This is a genomic window from Streptomyces sp. NPDC101118 (assembly GCF_044759445.1).
In the GTDB taxonomy this organism is placed as follows: Bacteria; Actinomycetota; Actinomycetes; order Streptomycetales; family Streptomycetaceae; genus Streptomyces.
Genome location: NZ_JBIVZG010000024.1, coordinates 38433 through 60369, shown reverse-complemented (window position 1 = coordinate 60369; position 21937 = coordinate 38433). Strand labels below are relative to the sequence as shown.

Annotated in this window: 18 protein-coding genes; 9 read left to right on the top strand and 9 right to left on the bottom strand. The window is 72.1% G+C overall.

The features are described 5' to 3' along the window. The first annotated feature begins 1 nt into the window (after position 1). The 6 genes from ACIQUQ_RS30000 (at position 2) to ACIQUQ_RS29975 (ending at position 8432) form a co-directional block, all read left to right on the top strand. Positions 2 to 1336 carry a sulfate adenylyltransferase subunit 1 gene (locus ACIQUQ_RS30000; protein ID WP_403982124.1) on the top strand — a complete coding sequence of 445 codons (1335 nt, stop codon included), beginning with the start codon at positions 2 to 4 and terminating at the stop codon, positions 1334 to 1336. After that, the gene (locus ACIQUQ_RS29995; RefSeq protein WP_403982121.1) at positions 1336 to 2442 is read left to right on the top strand and encodes an aliphatic sulfonate ABC transporter substrate-binding protein; all 1107 of its coding nucleotides are present in this window, start codon (positions 1336 to 1338) and stop codon (positions 2440 to 2442) included. The genes ACIQUQ_RS30000 and ACIQUQ_RS29995 overlap by 1 nt, the downstream gene beginning before the upstream one ends. A 61-nt stretch (positions 2443 to 2503) precedes the next feature. Beyond that, positions 2504 to 3310 (top strand): ABC transporter ATP-binding protein, encoded by an 807-nt coding sequence (locus ACIQUQ_RS29990; protein ID WP_403982119.1) that lies wholly within the window; start codon positions 2504 to 2506, stop codon positions 3308 to 3310. Further along, a complete protein-coding gene (locus ACIQUQ_RS29985; RefSeq protein WP_403982117.1) occupies positions 3297 to 4214 on the top strand; it encodes an ABC transporter permease in 918 nt (305 codons plus the stop codon). The genes ACIQUQ_RS29990 and ACIQUQ_RS29985 overlap by 14 nt, the downstream gene beginning before the upstream one ends. A 381-nt stretch (positions 4215 to 4595) precedes the next feature. Continuing rightward, positions 4596 to 6386, top strand: a complete 1791-nt coding sequence (locus ACIQUQ_RS29980) for an ABC transporter ATP-binding protein (protein WP_403982115.1) — start codon at positions 4596 to 4598, stop codon at positions 6384 to 6386. Between the two features lie 99 nt (positions 6387 to 6485). Then, positions 6486 to 8432, top strand: a complete 1947-nt coding sequence (locus tag ACIQUQ_RS29975; RefSeq protein ID WP_403982112.1) for a multicopper oxidase family protein — start codon at positions 6486 to 6488, stop codon at positions 8430 to 8432. A 253-nt stretch (positions 8433 to 8685) separates the two neighbouring features. Here the strand turns inward: ACIQUQ_RS29975 and ACIQUQ_RS29970 are convergent, their stop codons facing one another. The 3 genes from ACIQUQ_RS29970 to ACIQUQ_RS29960 all read right to left on the bottom strand — a co-directional run bounded on the left by ACIQUQ_RS29970 (position 8686) and on the right by ACIQUQ_RS29960 (position 10909). Beyond that, complete coding sequence (locus tag ACIQUQ_RS29970) at positions 8686 to 9348, bottom strand: sulfotransferase family protein (protein WP_403982110.1); 663 nt, start codon at positions 9346 to 9348, stop codon at positions 8686 to 8688. A 16-nt stretch (positions 9349 to 9364) separates the two neighbouring features. After that, the gene (locus ACIQUQ_RS29965; RefSeq protein ID WP_399954886.1) at positions 9365 to 9796 is read right to left on the bottom strand and encodes a carboxymuconolactone decarboxylase family protein; all 432 of its coding nucleotides are present in this window, start codon (positions 9794 to 9796) and stop codon (positions 9365 to 9367) included. Positions 9797 to 9880: 84 nt separating this feature from the next. Then, positions 9881 to 10909, bottom strand: coding sequence for a methyltransferase (locus tag ACIQUQ_RS29960; RefSeq protein WP_403982107.1), 1029 nt, complete (start codon positions 10907 to 10909; stop codon positions 9881 to 9883). 222 nt (positions 10910 to 11131) lie between these two features. Here ACIQUQ_RS29960 and ACIQUQ_RS29955 point away from each other — a divergent pair, with 222 nt between their 5' ends. Then, positions 11132 to 11749 carry a DsbA family protein gene (locus tag ACIQUQ_RS29955; protein ID WP_403982105.1) on the top strand — a complete coding sequence of 206 codons (618 nt, stop codon included), beginning with the start codon at positions 11132 to 11134 and terminating at the stop codon, positions 11747 to 11749. 42 nt (positions 11750 to 11791) lie between these two features. On the opposite strand, the gene ACIQUQ_RS29950 is transcribed toward ACIQUQ_RS29955, so the two are convergent. Then, positions 11792 to 12670: an NmrA/HSCARG family protein gene (locus tag ACIQUQ_RS29950; RefSeq protein WP_403982102.1), complete on the bottom strand. Its 879-nt coding sequence runs from the start codon at positions 12668 to 12670 to the stop codon at positions 11792 to 11794. A gap of 141 nt (positions 12671 to 12811) precedes the next feature. After that, positions 12812 to 13540, bottom strand: coding sequence for an SDR family oxidoreductase (locus ACIQUQ_RS29945; protein ID WP_403982100.1), 729 nt, complete (start codon positions 13538 to 13540; stop codon positions 12812 to 12814). Between the two features lie 365 nt (positions 13541 to 13905). Here ACIQUQ_RS29945 and hemG point away from each other — a divergent pair, with 365 nt between their 5' ends. Beyond that, positions 13906 to 15390, top strand: a complete 1485-nt coding sequence (gene hemG / locus ACIQUQ_RS29940) for a protoporphyrinogen oxidase (RefSeq protein ID WP_403982097.1) — start codon at positions 13906 to 13908, stop codon at positions 15388 to 15390. Between the two features lie 276 nt (positions 15391 to 15666). Here hemG and ACIQUQ_RS29935 read toward each other — a convergent pair whose 3' ends face one another. Then, entirely contained in the window at positions 15667 to 17418 is a 1752-nt protein-coding gene (locus ACIQUQ_RS29935; protein WP_403982094.1) for an FAD-dependent monooxygenase, read from the bottom strand. A gap of 167 nt (positions 17419 to 17585) precedes the next feature. Then, positions 17586 to 18035 (bottom strand): pyridoxamine 5'-phosphate oxidase family protein, encoded by a 450-nt coding sequence (locus ACIQUQ_RS29930; RefSeq protein ID WP_403982092.1) that lies wholly within the window; start codon positions 18033 to 18035, stop codon positions 17586 to 17588. A gap of 117 nt (positions 18036 to 18152) precedes the next feature. Between ACIQUQ_RS29930 and ACIQUQ_RS29925 the strand changes: the two genes are divergently transcribed. Then, positions 18153 to 19433, top strand: coding sequence for an RNA-guided endonuclease InsQ/TnpB family protein (locus tag ACIQUQ_RS29925; RefSeq protein WP_403982090.1), 1281 nt, complete (start codon positions 18153 to 18155; stop codon positions 19431 to 19433). Here ACIQUQ_RS29925 and ACIQUQ_RS29920 read toward each other — a convergent pair. Together ACIQUQ_RS29920 and ACIQUQ_RS29915 are read right to left on the bottom strand one after the other, a co-directional pair. Continuing rightward, positions 19411 to 20538: a threonine aldolase family protein gene (locus ACIQUQ_RS29920; protein WP_403982088.1), complete on the bottom strand. Its 1128-nt coding sequence runs from the start codon at positions 20536 to 20538 to the stop codon at positions 19411 to 19413. The two genes, ACIQUQ_RS29925 and ACIQUQ_RS29920, sit on opposite strands and share 23 nt — an antisense overlap. Positions 20539 to 20541: 3 nt before the next feature. Then, complete coding sequence (locus tag ACIQUQ_RS29915) at positions 20542 to 21936, bottom strand: aldehyde dehydrogenase family protein (RefSeq protein ID WP_403982086.1); 1395 nt, start codon at positions 21934 to 21936, stop codon at positions 20542 to 20544. Between the last annotated feature and the right edge of the window lies 1 nt (position 21937).

Below are 21937 nucleotides of genomic sequence, written 5' to 3'. Positions count from 1 at the left end.
CATGACGACCACCACCGAGCAGCTCAGCGCCACCACGCTGCTGCGCTTCGCCACCGCGGGCTCCGTCGACGACGGCAAGTCCACCCTCGTCGGCCGGCTGCTGCACGACTCCAAGTCGGTCCTGGAGGACCAGCTGGAAGCCGTGCAGCGGGTCTCGGCCGACCGCGGCCAGGGCGCCCCGGACCTGGCGCTGCTGACCGACGGCCTGCGGGCCGAGCGGGAGCAGGGCATCACGATCGACGTCGCCTACCGCTACTTCGCCACCGCCCGCCGCCGGTTCATCCTGGCCGACACCCCCGGGCACGTGGAGTACACCCGGAACATGGTCACCGGCGCGTCGACGGCCGAGCTGGCCGTCGTCCTGGTCGACGCCCGCAACGGGATGGTCGAGCAGACCCGCCGGCACACCGCGGTCGCCGCCCTGCTGCGGGTGCCGCACGTGGTGCTGGCCGTCAACAAGATGGACCTGGTCGGCTACGACGAGGCGGTCTTCGCGAAGATCGCCGAGGAGTTCACCTCGTACGCCGCCACGCTCGGGGTCAGGAACGTCGTGGCGATCCCGCTCTCGGCGCTGGCCGGCGACAACGTCGTCGAGCCCTCCGCCAACATGGACTGGTACGGCGGCCGAACGCTGCTGGAGCACCTGGAGACCGTCCCGGTCGGCAGCGACCCCAGGGAAGAGCCCGCCCGCTTCCCGGTGCAGTACGTGATCCGCCCGCAGACCGCCGAGCACCACGACTACCGGGGCTACGCCGGCCAGATCGCCTCCGGCGTGCTGCGCGTCGGGGACACCGTCACCGTCCTGCCCTCCGGCCGCACCACGGCCGTCGCGGCCATCGACGCGCTCGGCGCGCGGACGGACGTCGCCTGGGCGCCCCAGTCCGTCACCGTCCGGCTCACCGACGACGTCGACGTCTCGCGCGGCGACCTGATCGCGGCCCGGGGCACGGCCGGGGCACCCACCCAGGACATCGAGGCGAGCGTCTGCCACCTCAACGAACGGCCGCTGCACGTGGGCGCCAAGGTGCTGGTCAAGCACACCACCCGTACCGTGCGCGCCCTGGTCAAGGACATCTCGTACCGGATCGACATCGGCACGCTCGAGCGGCGCCCCGGCGCCGAGGGCCTGCAGGTCAACGACATCGGCCACGTCGTGCTGCGCACGGCCGAGCCGCTCGCGCTCGACCCCTACGCCGACAACCGGCGGACGGGCTCGTTCCTGCTGATCGACCCGGCCGACGGCACCACCCTCGCCGCCGGCATGGCGGGCGAGCCCTTCGAAACCGTACGCCGCCCGGCCACGGCCGCGGCACCAGACGAGGAGGACTGGGTCTGATGTTCCACCACACGAGAGGGCGCGTGGCCATGGCGGCCGTCGCAGTGACCACGGCCGCAGGACTGCTGACGGGCTGTGGCTACGGCGCCAGCGCCGACGACGCCCCGGTGGACCAGACCGTGGGCGGATCGGGTGCCAAGCTCTCCGCCGACACCGTGAAGATCGGCTACTTCCCGAACCTCACGCACGGGACCGCCCTGGTGGGCCTGCAGGACGGCTTCTTCCAGAAGGAGCTGGGGTCGACCCGGATCAAGTCCCAGTTCTTCAACGCCGGCCCGGCCGAGATCGAGGCGCTCAACGCCGGTTCGATCGACATCGGCTGGATCGGCCCGAACTCGGCGATCAACAGCTACGCCAAGTCGCACGGCACGTCCCTGCGGATCATCGGCGGTGCGGCCTCCGGCGGCGTGAAGCTGGTGGTCAACCCGGCGAAGATCCGCTCGCTGGACGACCTCCGGGGCAAGAAGATCGCCACCCCGCAGCTGGGCGGCACCCAGGACGTCGCCCTGCTCAACTACCTGGCCGGCAAGGGCTACAAGGTGGACCCGGCCTCCGGCGCGGGTGACGTCAGCGTGGTCCGCACGGAGAACAAGGTCGCGCCCGAGGCGTACAAGTCCGGCTCCATCGACGGCGCCTGGGTGCCCGAGCCGACCGCCTCCAGGCTGGTCACGCTCGGCGCGAAGGTCCTGCTGGACGAGAAGACGCTGTGGCCGGGCGGCAAGTTCGTGACCACCAACATCATCGTCTCGCAGAAGTTCCTGGCCGCCCACCCCGACGTGGTCGAGGCCGTGCTGCGCGGCTCGCTGGCGGCCAACGCCTTCATCAAGGCCGACCCGGCGAAGGCGAAGGCCGACGCCAACCTGCGGATCAAGGCCGACACGGGCAAGGCGCTGCCGCCCGAGATCCTCGACCCCGCCTGGCGCAGCATCGACTTCATCGACGACCCGCTGGCGGGCACCCTGCAGGCCGGGGCCGACCACGCGGTCGCCGCGGGCCTGCTCAAGAAGCCCGACCTCGCCGGGATCGTCGACCTGACCCTGCTCAACAAGGTCCTCACGGCGGCGGGCCGGCCCGCCGCGGCCGACGCCGGACTCGGCGTCAGGTGACGGCCCGCACCCCGTAGCTCCGCGCAGGCCCCCGTCCACTCCCCCGCAGGAGGTGTCCGCAATGACCACGGCACTGACCATCCCGCAGTGCGCACCCGTCGTCGAGACCACCACGGACGAGTGCCCGGCGGTCCGGCTCTCGCACGTCTCCAAGGGCTTCGGCCGCCCCGGCACGGCCTCGGTCGTGCTCGACGACATCAGCCTGGACGTGGCGCCGGGCGAGTTCGTCACCCTGCTCGGGGCTTCGGGCTGCGGCAAGTCCACGCTGTTGAACCTGGTGGCGGGGCTCGACGAACCCAGCGCCGGAGCCATCGAGGTACCCGGCACCCGTCCGGCGCTGATGTTCCAGGACCACGCGCTGTTCCCGTGGCTCAGCGCGGGCAAGAACATCGAGCTGGCGCTGCGCCTGGCCGGCGTGCCGCGCGAGGACCGCAGGCCCGAGGCGGAGCGGCTGCTGGAGCTGGTCCGCCTCGGCGGCGCGTACCGCAAGCGGGTGCACGAGCTCTCCGGCGGCATGCGCCAGCGCGTGGCCATGGCGCGCGCGCTCGCCCAGGGCAGCACCGTCCTGCTGATGGACGAGCCGTTCGCCGCGCTCGACGCCATCACGCGGGACGTCCTGCACGAGGAGATCACCCGGATCTGGAACGAGCGCCGGCTCACCGTCCTGTTCGTCACCCACAACGTGAGAGAGGCCGTGCGCCTCGCCCAGCGGGTCGTCCTGCTGTCGTCCCGGCCCGGCCGGATCTCCCGGGAGTGGCGCGTCGACCTGCCGCATTCGCTGCGGGGCGAGTCGCGCGAGGTCGCGGAGCTGTCCATCGAAATCACCGAGCACCTGCGTGGGGAGATCCGCCGCCATGTCCAGCACTGACACCCTGTACGCGGCGAGCGACCGCGCCGTCCGCCGCAACGTCGTGGGGGGCGGGCTCGACACGCTCGGGGCCGGTCTCGACGCGCTGGAGACCGGCCCCGTGCAGCGCACCTCGTACCGTCAGGTGCTGAGGGCGAAGGTGCTGCCGCCGGTCCTGGGCGTGCTCCTGGTCGTCGGTCTCTGGCAGCTCGCCTACAGCCTGCACCTGACCAGCCCCGAGAAGCTGCCGAGTCCGGCCGACGTGTGGCACTCGTTCACCACCCTCTGGGGCGAGGGCACCCTGTTCTCCGTCATCTGGACCAGCCTCTGGCGCGGTGTCTCGGGCTTCGTGGCGGCCGTCGCGATCGGTACGCCGATCGGTCTGATCGTCGCCCAGATCAAACCCGTGCGGGCCGCCATCGGGCCGGTGCTGGCCGGCCTGCAGTCGCTGCCCTCGGTCGCCTGGGTGCCGGCCGCCGTCATCTGGCTCGGCATCAACAACTCCGCCATGTACGCCGTGATCCTGCTGGGCGCGGTGCCCTCGATCGCCAACGGCCTGATCGCCGGGGTCGACCAGGTGTCGCCCCTGTTCCTGCGGGCCGGCCGTACGCTCGGCGCGAGCGGTCTGCGCGGCGCCCGGCACGTGCTGCTGCCCGGCGCGCTGCCCGGGTACCTGGCCGGTCTGAAGCAGGGCTGGGCGTTCTCCTGGCGGTCGCTGATGGCCGCCGAGCTCATCGCCTCCTCCCCCGAGCTGGGACTCGGCCTCGGCCGCTTCCTGCAGAACCAGCGGGAGTTCTCCGACATGCCGGGTGTGATGCTCGGCATCCTCCTGATCTTCGTCGTCGGCGTCGCCATCGACCTGCTGTTCTTCTCCCCGCTGGAGCGCCGGGTGCTGCGCAGCCGCGGGCTCCTGGCCGCGCGCTGAGGCGGCCTCCAGCGGCACTCGACACGGTCCCGATGTCCCGTCGAGGCGCGTTGCGAAGGATGACGTCGGGCGTTCCCCAGCGAATGGAGACCGAGATGGGCACGCGGCCCAGGTCCGCTATGCGATCCGTATGGAAGAAGTTCGGTGAGGGCCTCATGTGGACGGGGTTCGCGTGGAACGGCCTGTGTCCTCCCTGCGCATGGGAGGAAGCCACCGCCCCGCCTGCCGACGAGCCGCTCCCGCCGGCGCTGTCGCGGGAGGAGCAAGCCCAGTGGGCGGCGCTGGTCAGGCAACTGCGATAGGCGCCCTCCAGCGGCTTCGACTCCGCTGTCGTCCTGCGTTCCGTCGACCGGAACCGACCCAAGAGAGAAGGAGGCCAGGGTGAGCCGCGCCAGTTCGGGCACCACGCGTCCCCAGGCACTGAAACAAGGCGAGATCCGACGCGTCCTCGGGCTGTTCCGCCCGTACCGGAGGAAGCTGCTGTCCGTCGTGCTGCTGGTCGCCGGCTCCTCTCTGATCGCCCTGGTCAACCCGTTCCTGATCCGCGAGATCATGGACGTGGCGCTGCCGCAGGACCGGCTCGGTCTGCTGTCCCTGCTCTCCCTCGGCATGATCCTGGTGTCCGTCACGACCAGCACGTTCAACGTCTGGCAGACGCACATCTCGGCCACCGTGGGCCAGCTCGTCATGCACGACCTGCGCACGGCGGTGTACGCCCACCTCCAGCGGATGTCGCTGGCCTTCTTCGCCCGCACGCGTACCGGCGAGGTGCAGTCGCGCATCGCCAACGACATCGGCGGGATGCAGGTCACCATCACGACCACCGCCACGGCGCTGCTGTCCGACATCACGATCGTCATCGCCGCGACCACCGCCATGTTCATGCTCGACTGGCGGCTGACGCTCGCGTCGATGCTGATGCTGCCGATGTTCGCGCTGGTGAGCCGGCGCGTCGGCAACGAGCGGCGGCACATCACCCGCGACCGGCAGAACCGGCTCGCCGAGCTGTCCTCGACCATGCAGGAGTCGCTGTCCATCAGCGGGATCCTGCTCAGCCACACCATGGGCCGCTCCCGCTCCCTGACCGACAACTTCGCGCGGCAGTCGCGCAAGCTCACCGACGTCGAGGTGCGCGTCACCACGGCGGGTCTGTGGTACCAGTCCACGATCTGGGTCGTCATCGCCTCGATGCCGGCGGTCATCTACTGGGTCGCGGGGCTGACGTCCAACAACGGCCACATGGCCATCTCCATCGGCTCCCTGGTGGCCTTCACCTCCCTCCAGCAGAGCCTGTTCCGTCCCGCGCAGCGCCTGCTGACCGTCGGCATCGAGATCCAGGGCTCCCTGGAACTCTTCGGCCGCATCTTCGAGTACATCGACCTGCCCGTCGACATCGCCGAGCCGGAGCGTCCGGTGAAGCCGGCCGCCCTGCGCGGCGAGGTGCGGATGCGGGGGGTCGGCTTCTCCTACGCGGGTGCGGACCAGGCGACGCTGGCCGGCGTGGACGTGACCGTCCCCGCGGGCCGCAGCCTCGCGATCGTCGGCGAGACCGGCTCGGGCAAGAGCACCCTCAGCTACCTCATCCCCCGGCTCTACGACGTCACGTCCGGCTCGGTCACGATCGACGGGGTCGACGTGCGCGACATGTCCTTCGACACCCTCACGTCGGCGGTCGGCGTGGTCGCCCAGGAGACGTACCTCTTCCACGCCACCGTCGCGGAGAACCTGCGGTTCGCCAAGCCCGACGCGACCGACGAGGAGCTGTACGCGGCGGCGCGGATCGCCCACATCCACGACTACCTGATGCTGCTGCCCGACGGCTACGACACGGTGGTCGGCGAGCGCGGGTACCGGTTCTCCGGCGGTGAGAAGCAGCGGCTGGCGATCGCCCGCACCATCCTGCGCGACCCGCCGATCCTGGTGCTCGACGAGGCCACCAGCGCCCTGGACACCCAGACCGAGCAGGCCGTCCAGCAGGCCATCGACGCGGCGAGCGTGGGCCGTACGACCATCACGGTCGCCCACCGGCTCTCGACCGTCCGCAACGCCGACGAGATCATCGTGCTGGACCGCGGCCGGATCTCCGAACGCGGCACCCACGACGAGCTGCTCCTGCGCGCCGGCCACTACGCGACGCTGGTCAACCGGGACAGCGAGCCGATCGCGGTCTGACGCCGCCCGACGGACCCGGGCCCGGCTCCACGGACCGACCCCGTCGGTCTGGAGCCGAGTTCGAGTCCGTCGAGAGCGGCCGCCCCTAGCGTCGGGGGAATGGAACCCACAGCTTCCGAAGCATTCGAGCCCTCCGGGCTGAACCGCCGCGCGCTGCTGCGGTGCGGCACCATGGCCGGCCTGGGCGCCCTGGTGGCCGCCGCCCCCCTCCTCAAGTCACAAGGCGCGGTCGCCGTCGCCGCGGGGGCCGGCGGACCCGAGCCGTCGGCGCCCGAGCTGAAGCTGACCAAGTTCCGGGACCCGCTGCGAATACCGCCGGTACTGCGCCCCCGCGACCGCGGCAGCTACGACGAGCTGACCGTCCGGATGCGCACCGCGGACGTCACCGTGCACTCGGAGATGCCGCCGGTGACGATGTGGACGTACGAGGGCGTCTTCCCGGGCCCGACGATCAAGACCGTCAGCGGACGTCCGCTGCGGGTCGTCTGGGAGAACCGGCTGTCGGGCAACATACCCGTCAAGGCCGTCGACTTCGCCTCGCCCACCGGCCGCGCGCCCGACCCGCTCACCAACTACCCCGGCACGGCGGGGACCCAGGAGGTCGCCGGCGTGGCGGGCCTGGAGCCCTGGGCCGCGGTGCACATGCACGGCATGCTGACCGGCGGCGGCAACGACGGCTGGATGGAGAACCTCATCGGCCCGGGCGACGTGCAGCTCTCGGCCTATCCGAACGACCAGGCCGCGACGACGCTCTGGTACCACGACCACACCCACCACGTGAGCCGCTTCAGCGTGTACGCCGGCCTCGCGGGCCTGTTCCTCTCCCACAACGAGGAGGAGGAAGCGCTCGGGCTGCCCGAGGGCGCCCGCGACGTGCCGCTGGTCCTCAGCGACCGCAACTTCGACGTGGACGAGTCCGGTGCCCTCGTCGGCCGGCTGGTCCACAAGGTGGAGATGATCGGCCCGCAGAAGCTCATGCGCGCCCACGCGGCCCCGTACACCCTGGTCAACGGGGTGGTCTGGCCGTACCTGGACGTCGCGCCGCGCTGGTACCGGTTCCGGATCGCCAACGCCGCGAACTCCCGGATGTACCGGCTGATGCTGCTGGCGGACGGCAAGCCCGTCCCGGGGGCGCTGAAGGTGATCGGGACCGACCAGGGCCTGATCGACAAGCCGCTGGCCGTCGACGGGGCGCTCAACCTCTCCCCCGGCGAGCGCGTCGACGTCCTGGTCGACTTCAGCGCGTTCCGGGGGCAGGCCCTGAAGCTGGTCAACACGCTGGAGGGCATCGCGCCCGGTGCCTCCAACAAGCTCAACGACCTGCTGGAGCCCGACGTGATGCAGTTCCGCGTCGCGGACCAGCGGCCGTCCGGCAGGTTCGTGCTGCCGGAGACCCTCTCGCCCACGTTCAAGCGGCTCACCCACGAGGACGTGCCGCACGACCGCGCCCCCCGGTGGGTGGTCGTGGTCGGCCCCGGCTCGACGAACGTTCCCGAGCTGTGGGAGATGGAGGAGGTCGACCCGGCGGGGCTCACCTTCCCGGCCGCAGGGGTCGTCCAGGTCCGGGACGCCGAGGGCGCCGTCGTCACGCTGCGCAGGACGGCGATGGCGTACGACGACGGCAACGCGTTCACCGTCGCGCACGGCAGCACGGAGATCTGGAAGTACCTCAACCTCGCGGCGTCCCCGCACCCCATGCACATCCACCTGTCGCACTTCCAGGTGCTGTCCCGCGAGAACTACGACATCAGCGGGTTCGACCGGGCCACCCGCGGCTCGTCCCGGCCCATCGCGTTCAAGGCCGCGGCGGCGCTGGAGGCACACGAGCTCGGGGAGAAGGACGTCATCCGGGTGGGCACGGCCGGCCAGATCGCGCCGAACGCGACGGTGGGCGAGCTGGTCACCGTGGCGGTCCGGTTCCCCGTCGTCGGCAGGGGCGTCCACCACTGCCACATGCTGGAGCACGAGCAGCACATGGTGCGGCCCCTCGTGGTGTCGCCGGGCGCCCATCTGCAGGCGGGCGGCGGCGGCCACGGTCACCACTGACGCACAACGCCGTGGGGGCCCGCCGGGGGCCGGGGCGGGGCCCCCCCCCCGGACTAGCCCCCCCCCGGCCCGGCCCCGGGGGGGCGGGGGGGGGGGGCGGGGGGGGGGCCGGGGGCGGGGCCCGGGGGCCCCGGGGCGGGGGGGGGGGCCGCCGCCCCCCCCCCCCCCCCCCCCCCCCCGGGGGGGGCGGGGGCGGCGCCCCCCCCCCCCCCCACGGCCCGTTACTTCCCGTCCCGGTCCGGGACGCGGGGGCTCAGGCGGCGGGGGCCTGGGCGGCGCCGGTGGCCTGGGCGATGCGCCGGCGCATGTCCTCGGAGCTGTTGGCGCGCGGGAACTCCTCGTCGGGGACGTCGACCCCGAGGAACGCGCAGAGGGGCTCCCACCCCTGCTTCACGTCGTACACGAGGACGTTGTCCGCCCCGAGGGCGCGTACGACGTCCTCGGTGTGCCGGTGGTAGACCGCGATGGCGTGGTCCTTGTCCTCGAAGCGGCCGTCGAAGAGGCCGTCCCAGACCAGGGCGTTGACGACGCGGAACAGGCGGGCCTGCCGGGAGCCCGGCTCGGGCGGGTTCTGCCTGGTCCGCAGCGCGAACTGGTAGAGCGTGTCGTAGGTGCTCTTGTACCAGCCCTCGGCGTCGCGCACCGTGAGGACCACCTTGGTCTCCGGGAGCGCCTCGCTGATCTGCCGGTAGTAGACGGTGGAGGGGCCGTCGACCGCGGAGGTGTAGCCGTCGTACAGCGCGGCCCAGTCGGGGCGCTCGCCGTCGCAGATGATCCGTTCCCACTGCGCGAGGCGCTCGTCGTCGTCGACGACGTCGAACATGTGGAAGCAGGGACCGAGGCCGAGCCGCTCCAGGGCCACCTGGAGCGATGTCGTGCCGGTCCTGCCGAGGCCGGCGTTGATGAGCTTCAGCACGGTGGTGTCCTCCCCCTCAGCGCCAGACCGCGTCGTCCTGGTGGGTGGCGACGTTCACCCGGTTCCAGAAGTTGACCAGGCTGATGTGCATGACCAGGGCGCCGAGCTGCACGTCGGTGTAGTGCTTCGAGGCGTTGCCCCAGACCTCGTCCGTGGGTGCGTTCGCGGCGTCGGTCTGCAGGGTGACGGCCTCGGCCAGCTCCAGCGCGGCGCGCTCGGCGTCGGTGAAGGAGGCCTCGGTCCGCCACTCGTCCACCAGGAGCAGGCGCTTGTCCGCGGGCTCGGCCGGGAACGTGTAGACGCGGCCGTTGAGCGAGGCGACGCGGAGCCGGATGAAGTCGAGGGTGGACTGCGGCACGCCGACCTTGCCGATGACCTCGGACAGGTCGAGCAGGGGCTGCAGGGCGCCGGGAACGACCAGGGAGGGGTTGTCCATCCGTGGAGCCATCGGGAGTTCTCCTGTGTGGTGAGGGTGCGCGGGAAGGTGGAACGACGTCGGACGGACCGTCGGGCAGGGCCGTCGGAGGGGCCGTCAGACCGGGATCGCCTCGATGATCGAGATCGGTGACGCGGTGGGGATCGCCCTGGTGATCTTGAAGCCGGCCTTGGCGAACAGTTCGGTGTACTGCGCGAGGGTGCGGTCCTGGGAGCCGATCATCAGCATCAGCCAGAGGTCGATGGTGTGGCCGATGTGGCGCTCGTTGTTCTCGGGCAGCAGGTACTCGATGCAGAGCAGCTTGCCGTCGGGACCGATCGCCTCGCGCGCGTTGCGCAGGGCGGTCAGGGCGTCTTCCTCGGAGAAGTTGTGGATGATGCGCTTGTACAGGTACGCGTCCGCGCCCTTGGGCAGCTTGCCGAGGTAGCTGCCGTGCTCGATGGTGTAGCGGTCCGCGACGCCGGCCTCCTCGAAGAGCGAGGCCGAGTCCACGGTCGCGATCTCGAAGTCGTACAGCACGCCCTTGGCGTCCGGCGCCTGCTGGAGGACGGCCGCCAGGAGGTAGCCGCGGCCGCCGATGACGTCCACGACGGTGCGGAACTGCGAGAAGTCGTAGGCGGCCAGCACCGGGTCGGTCTCCGACTCGGAGACCTTGCCGAACGCCTGGAAGAAGGTGGCGGCGTAGGCGGGGTTCGCGTGGAAGAAGTCCAGCGTGCTCATGCCGCGCAGCTTGGGGAGGTTGGCCTCGCCGGTCCGCACGGTGGTGAGCAGGTGGCCCCACTCCTCGTGCAGCAGGGGGTCGCTCATCAGCACGGCGAACTTCCGCATCGAGTCCTGTGCGTCCTCGCGGAGCTTGTCGGACAGGGCGGTGTTCTCGTACCGGCCGTCCGGACGGACCGCGAAGACCCCGTGGCCGGACAGCGCGCGCAGGAGCCGGTGGGTGGCCCCCGGGTCGGCTTCGACCCGCAGGGCTATGTCCTCGGCGGACAGCGGCGCGTCGGCGAGCACGTCCGCGATGCCGAGCCTGGCTGCGACGGAGATCGCCTGGGTGATGACGGCACCCTGAATCAGATCGAGCAGCGCGTAGGAATCCGACTGGTCGCGGACCTCGGCCGATGCGGACATCGATTTCCCCTCGGAGTGTCTTTTCACGGATTCCAGACGATAGGTCGGCGCTTCTCCCCGCCGCAACCGGCCGATTTTCTCAAATCGTTGACGTGAATGTCCGGCACGGGGAATTCTCGCGTTTGAACGGAGCCCACCTCTATTGACGCTCGACCGGGAATCCGAGCCCGCTTGTCAGGCTGTGCCGACCGCGACCTTGCAGTCGCCTTGAGGAGGCCGACGTTGGCGCACGACACCCCGACCCCGGTGGATTTCTGGTTCGACCCGACCTGCCCCTGGGCTTGGATGACTTCCCGATGGGTCCTTGAGGTCGCAGAGCGACGGCCCCTGGAGATCCGCTGGCACATCATGAGCCTGACGGTGCTCAACGAGGGCCGCGCAGACCTGGACGAGCGCTGGCACCGGAACCTGGCGCTGCGGATGGAGCCGGTACGGGTCTGCGCCGCTGCCGAGCGGGAGTACGGACCCGGTGTGCTGGGCCGGCTCTACACCGAGCTCGGCAACCGCTTCCACCTGGAGAAGGCGCCCAAGGACCGGGTCACCTACGCGGAGGCCCTGGCCGCCGCCGGCCTCGACACCGCCCTGGCCGACGCCGCCGGGTCCGACGCGTTCGACACCGCGGTGCGTGCTTCGCACCACGAGGGCATCGGCCGCGTCGGCACCGATGTCGGCACCCCCGTCATCGCCGTGGGGGACGTGGCCTTCTTCGGCCCCGTCGTGACGCCCACGCCGCGCGGGGAGGCCGCGGTGAAGCTCTGGGACGGTGTGCTCGCCGTGGCCGAGACCGACGGGTTCTTCGAGCTCAAGCGCACCCGGACCCGGGACCCGATCTTCGCCTGAGTCCCGGTTCCGTCCCCGGCCGGCCCGCGGCCGGCGCCGGCGTCAGCCGCGGGCCGCGACCGCCGGCGGGGTCCAGTTGTCCTTGAGCCAGGCCTCCAGGGAGAGCAGGTTCGGCCGGCCCTTGCGCAGCTCGGGCAGGTCGGCCTGGAAGCCGTCCCGCTCAAACCAGTCGAACATGTTGGCGAGGTCCGGGCGGCCGGCGCGCAGCGGCTCGATGGGCAGCTGCTGGAAGCGGGTCGGGACGCCGGAGGCGGCCTCGAACGCCGCGGCCATCTGCGGCCCGGTCAGCTCCTCGCTGGCGATGTCGACCGTCCGGCCGAGCCATGCCTCCGGGTTCTCGAAGGCGTCCGCGGCGAACGCGCCGATGTCGCTGGTCGCGATGACCTGCACCGGGGTCTCGGGGTCGAGCCACATGGCCAGGACGAGCTCGCCCTGCACCGGGCGCGGCTTGATGTCGAGCAGGATGTCGTGGAACATCGCCGGCCGGAGGATCGTGGTCGGCAGGTCCAGCGTGGCCAGGTACTGCTCGCCCACCAGCTTGCTCTCGAAGTGCGGGACGCGGGTGTCCCGGTCCGCACCGCCGACCGAGCTGTAGACGTAGTGCTTGACCCCGGCCCGCACGGCGGCGTCGGCCACCGCCTTGCCCTGGCGGATCTCGGCCTCGACGCCGCCGGGGCCCCGGAAGGTCTGCACGCTGAAGACGCCGTGGACGCCCTCCATCGCCGCGTCCAGCGACGCCGCGTCCTCCATGTCACCGCGGACGAGGACCGCGCCCGCCTCCTCCAGCGCCCGCGCCTCCGCCTTCTGCGGGTCGCGGACCAGGGCGCGTACGGGGAAACCGCGCCGCAGCAGGTCGCGGGCGACCGCCCCGCCCTGCCGGCCGGTGCCGCCCGTCACCAGGATCGTCTGTGCATCCGCCACTGTCTGCCTCCATGTCGTGTGCCCGCCGGGTCTCGCCCGGCCCGGCGATCGGTGTGATGGCCGCGAACGGCCGCGGTCCCTCGCGGGATCAGGCCGCCGGCTCTTGGCCGCCGGGCGTCCTCTCCGTGGTGACGCCGCGCGCTACCACGGGACGGGGCCGTCGTCCGCCAGGCACTGGCCCGTCGGGCCGTCCTCGGCCAGCGTGGCGAGCCGGACGGCGATCTCCGCGCCCTCGGCGGGCGACCGGAACCCGCGGTGTCCGTTGATGTCGGTGGCCACCACTCCGGGCAGCGCCGCGTTGACCTTGACCGGGGTCTCCCGCAGCTCCTTCGCGTACGCGAGGGTCACCGCGTTCAGGGCGGTCTTCGAGGACTGGTAGGCGATCATGCTGACGCCCGCCAGCGGGCCGCTCGGGGCCGAGCCCAGCGTCAGCGAGGCCACGTGGCTGGACAGGTTGACGATGCGGCCGGCCGGGGAACGGCGCAGCAGCGGCAGCATCGTGTGGGTCACGGTGACCACCCCGAACACGTTGGTCTCGTAGACCTCCCGCAGGTCGGCGGCGGTGGCCTCGCTCGGCGTCCCGGTGAAGTTGCCCGCGATGCCGGCGTTGTTGACCAGGATGTCCAGGCGGCCGAACCGGCTCTCGATCTCGCGGGCGGCCTCCGCCACGGAGGCCGGGTCCGTCACGTCGAGCCGGAGCGGCAGGGCCGTGATGCCGTCGCCCGCCAGCGCGTCGGCGGCCTGCTTGCCGAGCACCTCGTCCCGGGCGCCGACGAGAACGGTGATCCCCTGCTCGCCGAGCTGTCGCGCGATGGCGAATCCGATGCCCTTGTTGGCGCCCGTGATGAGCGCGATCTTCTCGACCGGCACGTCTTTTCCTTTCGTGAGGTCCAGGTGGCACTGCCCCCGGAACGCCACTTCGCCGGATACGAAGAGGCGGCGAGCGGAACGTCGTGCGCCCGGTTTTCGAGGAACGAATTAATACGTTCACGGTATGAAACGCAAACGCCCGGGCGCCCGGCGGTGCTGCCGCCGTAAACGCCGTGTTCAAACGCCGCGGGTCCGCAGTTGAACGGCCGGCCGGCGCGCAATTGCGAGGGACGGGCCCGCCTTTCGAGGCGGCCTCCAGCCGGGATCCGGGACGCCCGGCCAGACTGCCCACGCCTGTGTCGGCGCCGACCGTCGTCGTCCGGGAGCAGGTCTTACAACACCGTAACCATGAAGGAGCTGGTGGAATGACTGGGAGCGAACAGGCTCAGGCGAGCGGTAAGCCCCACGTGGTCATCGTCGGTGGCGGTATCTCGGGACTGGCGGCGGCGTTCCACCTGCGGAACGAGCCGGTGCGGGTGACGCTCCTCGAGAGCTCGTCCCGGCTGGGCGGAAAGCTGCTGGTCTCCGACGTGGCGGGGGTCCCGGTCGACGAGGGCGCCGAGTCGCTGTACGCCAACCGGAAGAAGACCACCGGCCTGATCAAGGAGGCGGGGCTCGGCGAGCAGATCGTGTCCGCGGGCCCGGTCACCGCGTCGGCGATCTGGACCCAGGGTGCGATCAAGCACCAGCCCGACCGTCAGTTCATGGGTGTGCCCTGCGACATGGACGACCTCGCCCGGTCCGGCGTGCTGTCGGCCGAGGGCGTGGAGCGGGCGCGGCAGGACCTCGTGCTGCCCTCGTTCGACCTGGAGGGCGACGTCTCGGTCGCGTCCTTCGTGGGCGGCCGGTTCGGCCAGGAGGTCGTGGACCGCCTCGTCGAGCCGTTCCTCGCCGGTGTGTTCGCCGGGCGTGCCGCGGACCTGTCGTTCGAGGCGACCCTGACCCCGCTGGCGCGTGCCTCGCGCGACCACATCTCGCTCGCGGACGCGGCCGGCTCGCTGGTGCCGCAGCTCCAGGAGGGCGAGAAGCTCCCGCCCATCAGCGTCGCCACCATCGAGGGCGGCTTCGGCACGCTGCCCGCCGCGATCATCCAGCAGGTGCTGGACGCCGCGCCGGACACGGCCCTGCGCACCGGCGCCTCCGTCCGGGAGCTGGCGCGCAACGGTGAGGGCTGGCGCGTGACCGTCGGGTCGGGTGCCGACGCGGAGGTCATCGACGCCGACGCGGTCGTCATCGCCACCCCGGCCGGCCCGACGGGCAGCCTGCTCGCCGGCGTCCCCGGCACGGCCTCCGCCGTCTCGGCGCTCTCCGAGGTGCCGTACTCCAGCGTGGCCATGGTCACGCTCGCCTTCCCGAAGACGGCGTTCCCCGGCGGCCTCACGGGCCGCGGCTACGCCGGCTACCGGGTGCCGGCGGAGGAGGGCAAGGCCGTCAAGGAGGTCACGTTCACCACGGTGAAGTGGCCGCACCTGGCGGGCGAGGTGGAGATCGTGCGCTGCTCGATCGGCCGGTTCGGCGAGGAGCACCTGCTCCAGCTCGACGACGCCGACCTGGTCAAGCTGGCGACGGCCGAGCTCGCCGAGGCCACCGGCGTGTCCGGTGCCCCGGTGGCGACCCGCGTGAGCCGCTGGGAGAGCGCCCTGCCGCAGTACACCGTCGGCCACGTCGAGCGGGTGCGGCAGATCCGTGAGGCCGTGGCGACCCAGCCCGGACTCGCGGTGTGTGGTGCGGTGTACGACGGCGTGGGCGTCGGCGTCTGCATGATGACCTCGCGCCGGGCCGTCGACCAGATCCTCCCCTTCGTACGGAAGGCGGCCGCCGCGGCCTCCTCGGTCTCGGTCGGAGTCTGAGCCCGCGTCCGAGCCCCGGTCCGGATCCCCCTGGAGCGACCCGAAGCGGCCGCTCCAGGGGGATCCGGCGTTCGCGCGCCGGCTTCCCGGCACACAGCAGGGGCCGTGCCCGGTCGGGCACGGCCCCTGCTCGTGCTGCGCGTTCCGCGTCGCGGGCCGGCGGCCCGCGCAGCGGAAACCGGAGGATCCGGTCGGCGATCGGCTCGCCGGCCGGATCCTCCGGTCGGACCTCTGGTCGGATTCCCGGTCGGATTCCCGTTGGGGTCTCCGGCCGGATCAGCGGTCCAGGATGGTGGCGAAGACGTCCGTCAGCGCCTGCTCCGCGTCCTCGGCGGCGCCGGTGCTGCGCCAGGCCACGTGCTGGTCGGGACGGATCAGGAGCGCGCCGGCACCGGTGATCTGCCGGACGGCCTCCCACCCGCCGTCCACGTCGGCGTACTCGCCGCCCTCGCCGATGCGGACCGCGTTGACCGGGACGGAGAACTTCTCCGCCACGCGCGCGGCCGCCTCGGTCCAGGCGGTCCCCTCCGGGCCGGTGATCAGCGTGAAGCCGGTCCGGCCGGTGAGGTCGAGGGTGGACTGGCGCTCGCCGTCCCGGGTGATCCAGGCGTGCGGCAGCCGGTGGCCGGGGCGCGACGTCGGAACGTGCTCGTCGCGCATGGGCGGACGGGCCGGACGCTCGGTGCCGTCGGAGATGACCGCGCCCTGCTCGTAGGCGAAGCCGATCTCCATGTCGAAGGACTGGCAGCCGCCGCGGTGGGTGTGGAACACCTCGAGGGCCCGCGCGCGGACGGTGTCGCCGAGCGGGGACGGGTCGAAGTACGCCGCCAGACGCTGGCCGCGGCGCCCCGCCGGGATGTTGTGGCCGCCGCCTATGGCGTCGATGACGACCTGGTGGTGCTGGGCGGCGGAGACCGCCCAGTCGACGTTCTCGCGGCCGATCGGCCGGCGCTCGGCCTCGTAGGTGTCGATCAGGCTCTCGGGCGCACTGCCGTTCAGCACCGCGGCCAGCTTCCACGCGATGTTGTGCGCGTCCTGGATGCCGGTGTTGAGGCCGAGGCCCACGGCGGGCGGCTGCTTGTGCGCGGCGTCGCCGGCGATCAGCACCCGGCCGACCCGGTACTTGTCGGCGAGGATCGCGTTCACGATCCAGTCCGTGACCTTGTGCACGGTCACTTCCAGGTCCGGCACCTTCAGCACTTCGCGGATGCGGTCGACGACCGTCTCGTTGTTCCAGCGGCCGGCCGGGCCGGGGGCCATGTGCAGGCCCCACTGCTCACAGGCCTTGCCCCAGCTCGGACCCATCTCGATGAGGTTGACCGACAGGTCGGGGTCCTCCGGGCTGAGGTAGTGCGTGATGAGCGTGCCCTCTTCCCACCACTGCGACAGGTCCGCGGAGAAGTACACGGTCGTGGTGTTGACGTCGCTGGGCGGGCCCTGCATCTGGATGCCGACCTTGGAGCCGACGAAGCGGCCGCCGTCGGCGCCGAGGAGGTACTTCGCCTTGACCGTGATGGTCTCGCCGGTCTCGAGGTTGCGCACCTCGGCGGCCACGTGGTCGCCCTCGTCGGAGAAGTCGACGACCTCGTGGCTGAAGAGGATCCGCCCCGGGTTCCGCTCCTCCGCGTGACGGCGCAGGATCGGCTCCAGCCACATCTGCGGCAGCTTCGAGGGCAGCTCCGGGCCGGCCGCCGCGTACTTCTCCGTCAGCTCGCCGCCACCGAAGGCGTCCATCTCGTGGATCTGGCGGGCGTCCAGCGGGCCGTCACCGGCGAACGTGGTCGCCCAGCGCACCTTGCCGAACTTGTCCAGCGGCGCCGCCTCGGCGAGGACGTCGTCGCGGATCCCGTGCTGGCGGAAGATCTCCATCGTCCGCTGGTTGAGGTAGTGCGCCTTCGGCACCCTCGACGTGTCCGCGTGCCGCTCCACCAGCAGGTGCTCGACGCCCTGGTCGGAGAAGAAGACGGAGGCGGACAGGCCACACCCGCCGCCGCCCACGATCAGGACCGGAACCTCGATAGACGTCATGTTCGCCCTTCCAGAATTCAGATGGCTTCTCCCGCACAGCCTGACAACGTCGTCCGTAACCCTGGTCAAGGACGACTGGACTCCGAAAGGCCGCCGGCCGGTCACACGGGTGACCGGCCGGTTGCGCGTCTCGGGGGAAGGGGTCCCTCCGGTGTTCTTCCAGGTGCTCAGCCGAGCCAGACGCCGTCGCTCATCAGCGTGCGTCCGGACAGCTCGTTGGCCTCCCGCCAGGCCTGGATGCGGCGGGGCCGTATGCGGAAGTACTGGTAGGGCTGGGTCAGTTCGCGCGGGTCGAAACCGGTCTTGGCCGCGAAGGCGTCGGCCGTGGCGCCCAGTTCCGCCACGTCCACCGGCTCCGCGGTGCCCTCGACGATCACCACGTCGCGCGTCGGGCCGAGGGCGACGCGCACCCGGCCGTCCGCCAGCAGGTTGCGGCCGGTGACGGAGGAGCGCGGCGTCGAGACGAGGAACGCGGTCCCGTCCCAGAGGAAGGAGAGCGGGATGAGGTAGGGACCGCCCGGGTCACCCGCCGAGGAGACCCAGAGATCGACGTCGTTCTCCAGTCTCTTGCGAGTGTCCTCCAGCCGTTCTTCCAGCCCACGCGGTGGCACCGTCATCGGAGTCCTTTCGGGTATGCCCCCGGCATCCGCTAGGGGAGGAGCGAAGACCCGCCCAATGCCGGTTCGGCCCTCGGGCGGAGCGGCGTTGTCAGTGGCGGTTGTCAGGTTACGCGCGTGCATCTGAGGTACTCGTTCCGGATCGAGCCGACTCCCAGTCAGCGCATAGCGTTGGCACGGACGTTCGGTTGCGCTCGGGTGGTCTTCAACGATGCGCTGGCCGTCCGGAAGGAGGCCTGGCAGGCGGACCGGTCGAGGATCCCGACCGGGGCTCTGGCGAAGCGGGTGATCACCGATGCGAAGAAGACACCCGAGCGGGCGTGGCTGGCGGAGGTGTCCGTGGACGCCCTGCAGTCCTCCCTCCGCGACCTGGACAGCGCATACACGAATTTCTTCGCCTGGGTGGCGGGCAAGCGCCGTGGCCGGCGGATGGGTCTGCCCGCGTTCAAGTCGAAGAAGGGCAGTCGGCAGTCGGTCCGCTTCTCGAAGAACGGGTTCCGGCTGCGGGAGAACGGCCGGCTCAACCTCGCGAAGATCGGTGACGTCCGGGTCCGCTGGTCCCGGCCCCTGCCCTGTGCCCCGTCGTCGGTGACGGTGGTCAAGGACGCGTCGGGCCGGTACTTCGCCAGCTTCGTCCTGGACGTCGAAACTGAGGCGCTGCCCCCGGTAGACGCCGAGGTGGGCATCGACCTGGGTCTGACCCACTACGCCGTGTTGTCCGACGGCACGGTGATCGACAACCCCCGCTTCCTGCGCCGTGCCGAGCGCCGGCTGCGCAAGGCTCAGCAGAACCTGAGCCGGAAGGCGAACGGGTCGAAAAACCGGGCCAAGGCCCGGGTCAAGGTCGCCCGTACCCATGCCCGGGCGGCCGACGCGCGCAAGGACTGGTGCCACCAGACCGCTTCGAGGCTGATCCGCGACAACCAAGCGGTCTACCTCGAAGACCTGGCGGTCTCCGCTCTGGCACGCACCCGCCTCGCCAAGTCCGTCCACGACGCCGCATGGGGCATGTTCCGCCGCATCCTGGAGGAGAAGGCCGCCAGGTACGGCCGACACGTCGGCATCGTGTCGCGGTGGCTGCCGTCCTCCCAGACCTGCCACGTGTGCTGGACCGTGGACGGAAGGAAGCCGCTGCACGTGCGCACCTGGCGGTGCGAGTGCTGCGGTACGGAACATGATCGTGACCTCAATGCGTCGCGAGTGATCCTCGCCGCCGGACGGGCGGAGAGGCTAAACGCCCCCGGAGGGCCGGTAAGCCCTGGCGTGGAAATCCCACGCCAGGCACGGCCCGTCGAACGGGGAACCCACCCGAAGCCTCAGCCGGTCACCACCGGCCGGCAGGCGGGAATCCCCGCCCGCCAGGGCGGCGAGGACGTCAAGATTCCTCCGTCCAAGTAGTCGTGGTGAGTCCCCGGCCGGCGGGGGCTCCTTCGCTCTTCGTACGGGCCACCGGCGCGGTGGCCGCGACGGCCGCCAGCGCCCCGACGGCCGCACGCACACCGATCATGTCGTGTGCCCGGTGCACAGCGAAGCGCACGAAGCCGTTGGGCAGGGGCAGGACACGCACCCCGTGTCCGGCGAGGCGGCGGGCGCATTCCTCCGGGGTCAGCCCGGCGACGCGTGCCATGACCATGTTGGTCGGCCGCGGCGGGCGCAGGAGTCCGACGCCGGGCACCGTCGCGAAGCCGGCGGCGAGCGCGGCGGCCGTGGCGTGGTCCGCCGCCAGCTCGGGCAGGCGGTCCAGCGCCACGAGGGCGGGCGCCGCCAGGACGCCGGCCTGGTGCATGGAGCCGCCCAGCGCGGACCGTACGTCGCGGGCGCGTGCGACGTACGCGTGCGTCCCGCACAGCAGCCCGCCGACCGGCGCGCCGAGTCCCTTGGAGACGGAGAAGGCGACGCTGTCCACGGGTTCCGCCAGCTCCGCGGGACGGACCCCGAGCGCCACGGCCGCGTTCGCGAGCCGGGCACCGTCGAGGTGGACGTGGGCGCCGTACCGGTGGGCCAGGTCGGCCAGGGCGCGGGTGGCCGCGGCGTCGAGGGCGTTGCCCGAGCGCATCATGCTCGTGTTCTCGAGGCAGACCACGGCGGGCCGGCCGGCCCCGGCGGCGAGCACCGCGTCCACGGCGTCGAGGTCGGGCAGGCCGTCGGGCCGCTGCGTCACCGGCAGCAGCTCGATCCCGGCGAACTGGCGCAGCCCGTCGGCTTCGAGGAAGGCCATGTGGGTGTCCTCGCCGACGACCAGCAGCGGCGCGCCGCGCGGTCCCGGGGCACCGGCCGCGGCGAGCGCGGCGAGCAGGTTCGACATGGTGCCGGTGGGCGTGAGCAGCGCGTCCTCGGTGCCGAGCAGCCCGGCCACCCGTGCTTCGAGGAGGGCGACCGTGGGGTCGTCGCCGTACACGTCGTCCCCGACCTCGGCCGCGGTCATGGCCGCGCGCATGCGCGCGTCCGGCACGGTGCGGGTGTCGCTGCGGAAGTCGAGCCGGGGGTCGGTCGTCGGCGTCACGGCCTACCCCCGCGCCCGGTGGGCGACCCAGACGGCGCGGGGCCTGGTGTAGCCCTCCACCGCGTGGATGCCCAGCTCGCGGCCGTACCCGGACTGGCCGAGACCCGAGACGCTGACCGTCTCCTCGGTGTCGCCCCAGGTGTTGACCCAGACCATGCCGGCGCGCAGGGCCCGGCCGAAGCTCTCGGCCCGGTGGGCGTCCGCGGTCCACACGGACGCGGACAGGCCGTACGCCGTGTCGTGGGCGAGGGACAGCGCCTCGGCGTCGGTGTCGAACGCCGTCACGGACAGCACGGGGGCGAAGATCTCCTCGCGCCAGGCGCGGCTGTCGGACGGCGTGCCGTCCAGGACGACCGGGTTGACGAAGAAGCCGCCGCCGCGTTCGTGCAGGATCCCGGACCGGCCGGGGGGCACGATGACCTTCGCCCCGCGGAGCTCCGCCTCGTCCACGATCTCGGCCGCGCGCCGGACGGCCGCCCGGCTGATCAGCGGGCCGAGGTCGGTGGCGGGGTCCTCGGGCGCTCCGACGCGGAGCTCGGCCGCCAGCTCGGCGACGCGGCCGGTGAACTCGGCGTGCACGGCACGGTCGACGACGAGGCGCGTACCGGCCACGCACATCTGGCCGGTGTTGCCGGTGAAGCCCGTGACGACGGCGCGGGCGGCCGCGTCGAGGTCGGCGTCGCGGAAGACGACGACGGGGCTCTTGCCGCCGAGCTCCAGTGAGACGGGCTTGAGGCCGTCGGCGCAGCGGCGCGCGACGTCGCGCCCCGCCGCCGTCGAGCCGGTGAAGGAGACCATGCCGACGTCCGGGTGGTCACACAGCAGCCGGCCGGTGTCGGCTCCGCCGTAGACGGCGGTGAGCACGCCCTCGGGAAGCACCTCGGCGGCGCGCTCGACGAGCCGGCGGGTCGACAGCGGGGTCTCGGGCGCCGGCTTGACGACGACGGTGTTGCCGTACGCGAGCGCCGCGGCGATCTTCCAGACGGCGAGCAGGAGCGGGTAGTTGTTCGGGGCGATGGCCGCGCACACCCCGACCGGCACGCGGTCGGTGTACGTGCGCATGCCGGGGCCGGCCGGGTGGGTCTCGCCCACGGGGTAGCGGGCCGCCGCGGCGAACCAGTCGACGGCCTGGGCGGCGAATTCGACCTCGCCGAGGGCGCGTGCCGTGGGCTTGCCCGCGTTGCGCCGTTCCAGGGCGGCGAGGGTGTCGCGGTCGTCGCGCAGCAGGGCGGCGAGCTCGCGCAGGTGGCCGGCGCGCTGGGCCGGGGAGGTGTCGGCCCAGCCGTCGTGGAACGCCGCGGCCGCCCGGGCCACGGCGTCGCCGACGCCGGGACCGGACGTGTCCGGTACGTGGTCGAAGGCGAGCCCGGTGGCGGGGTCGAGGACCGGGCGTCCCACC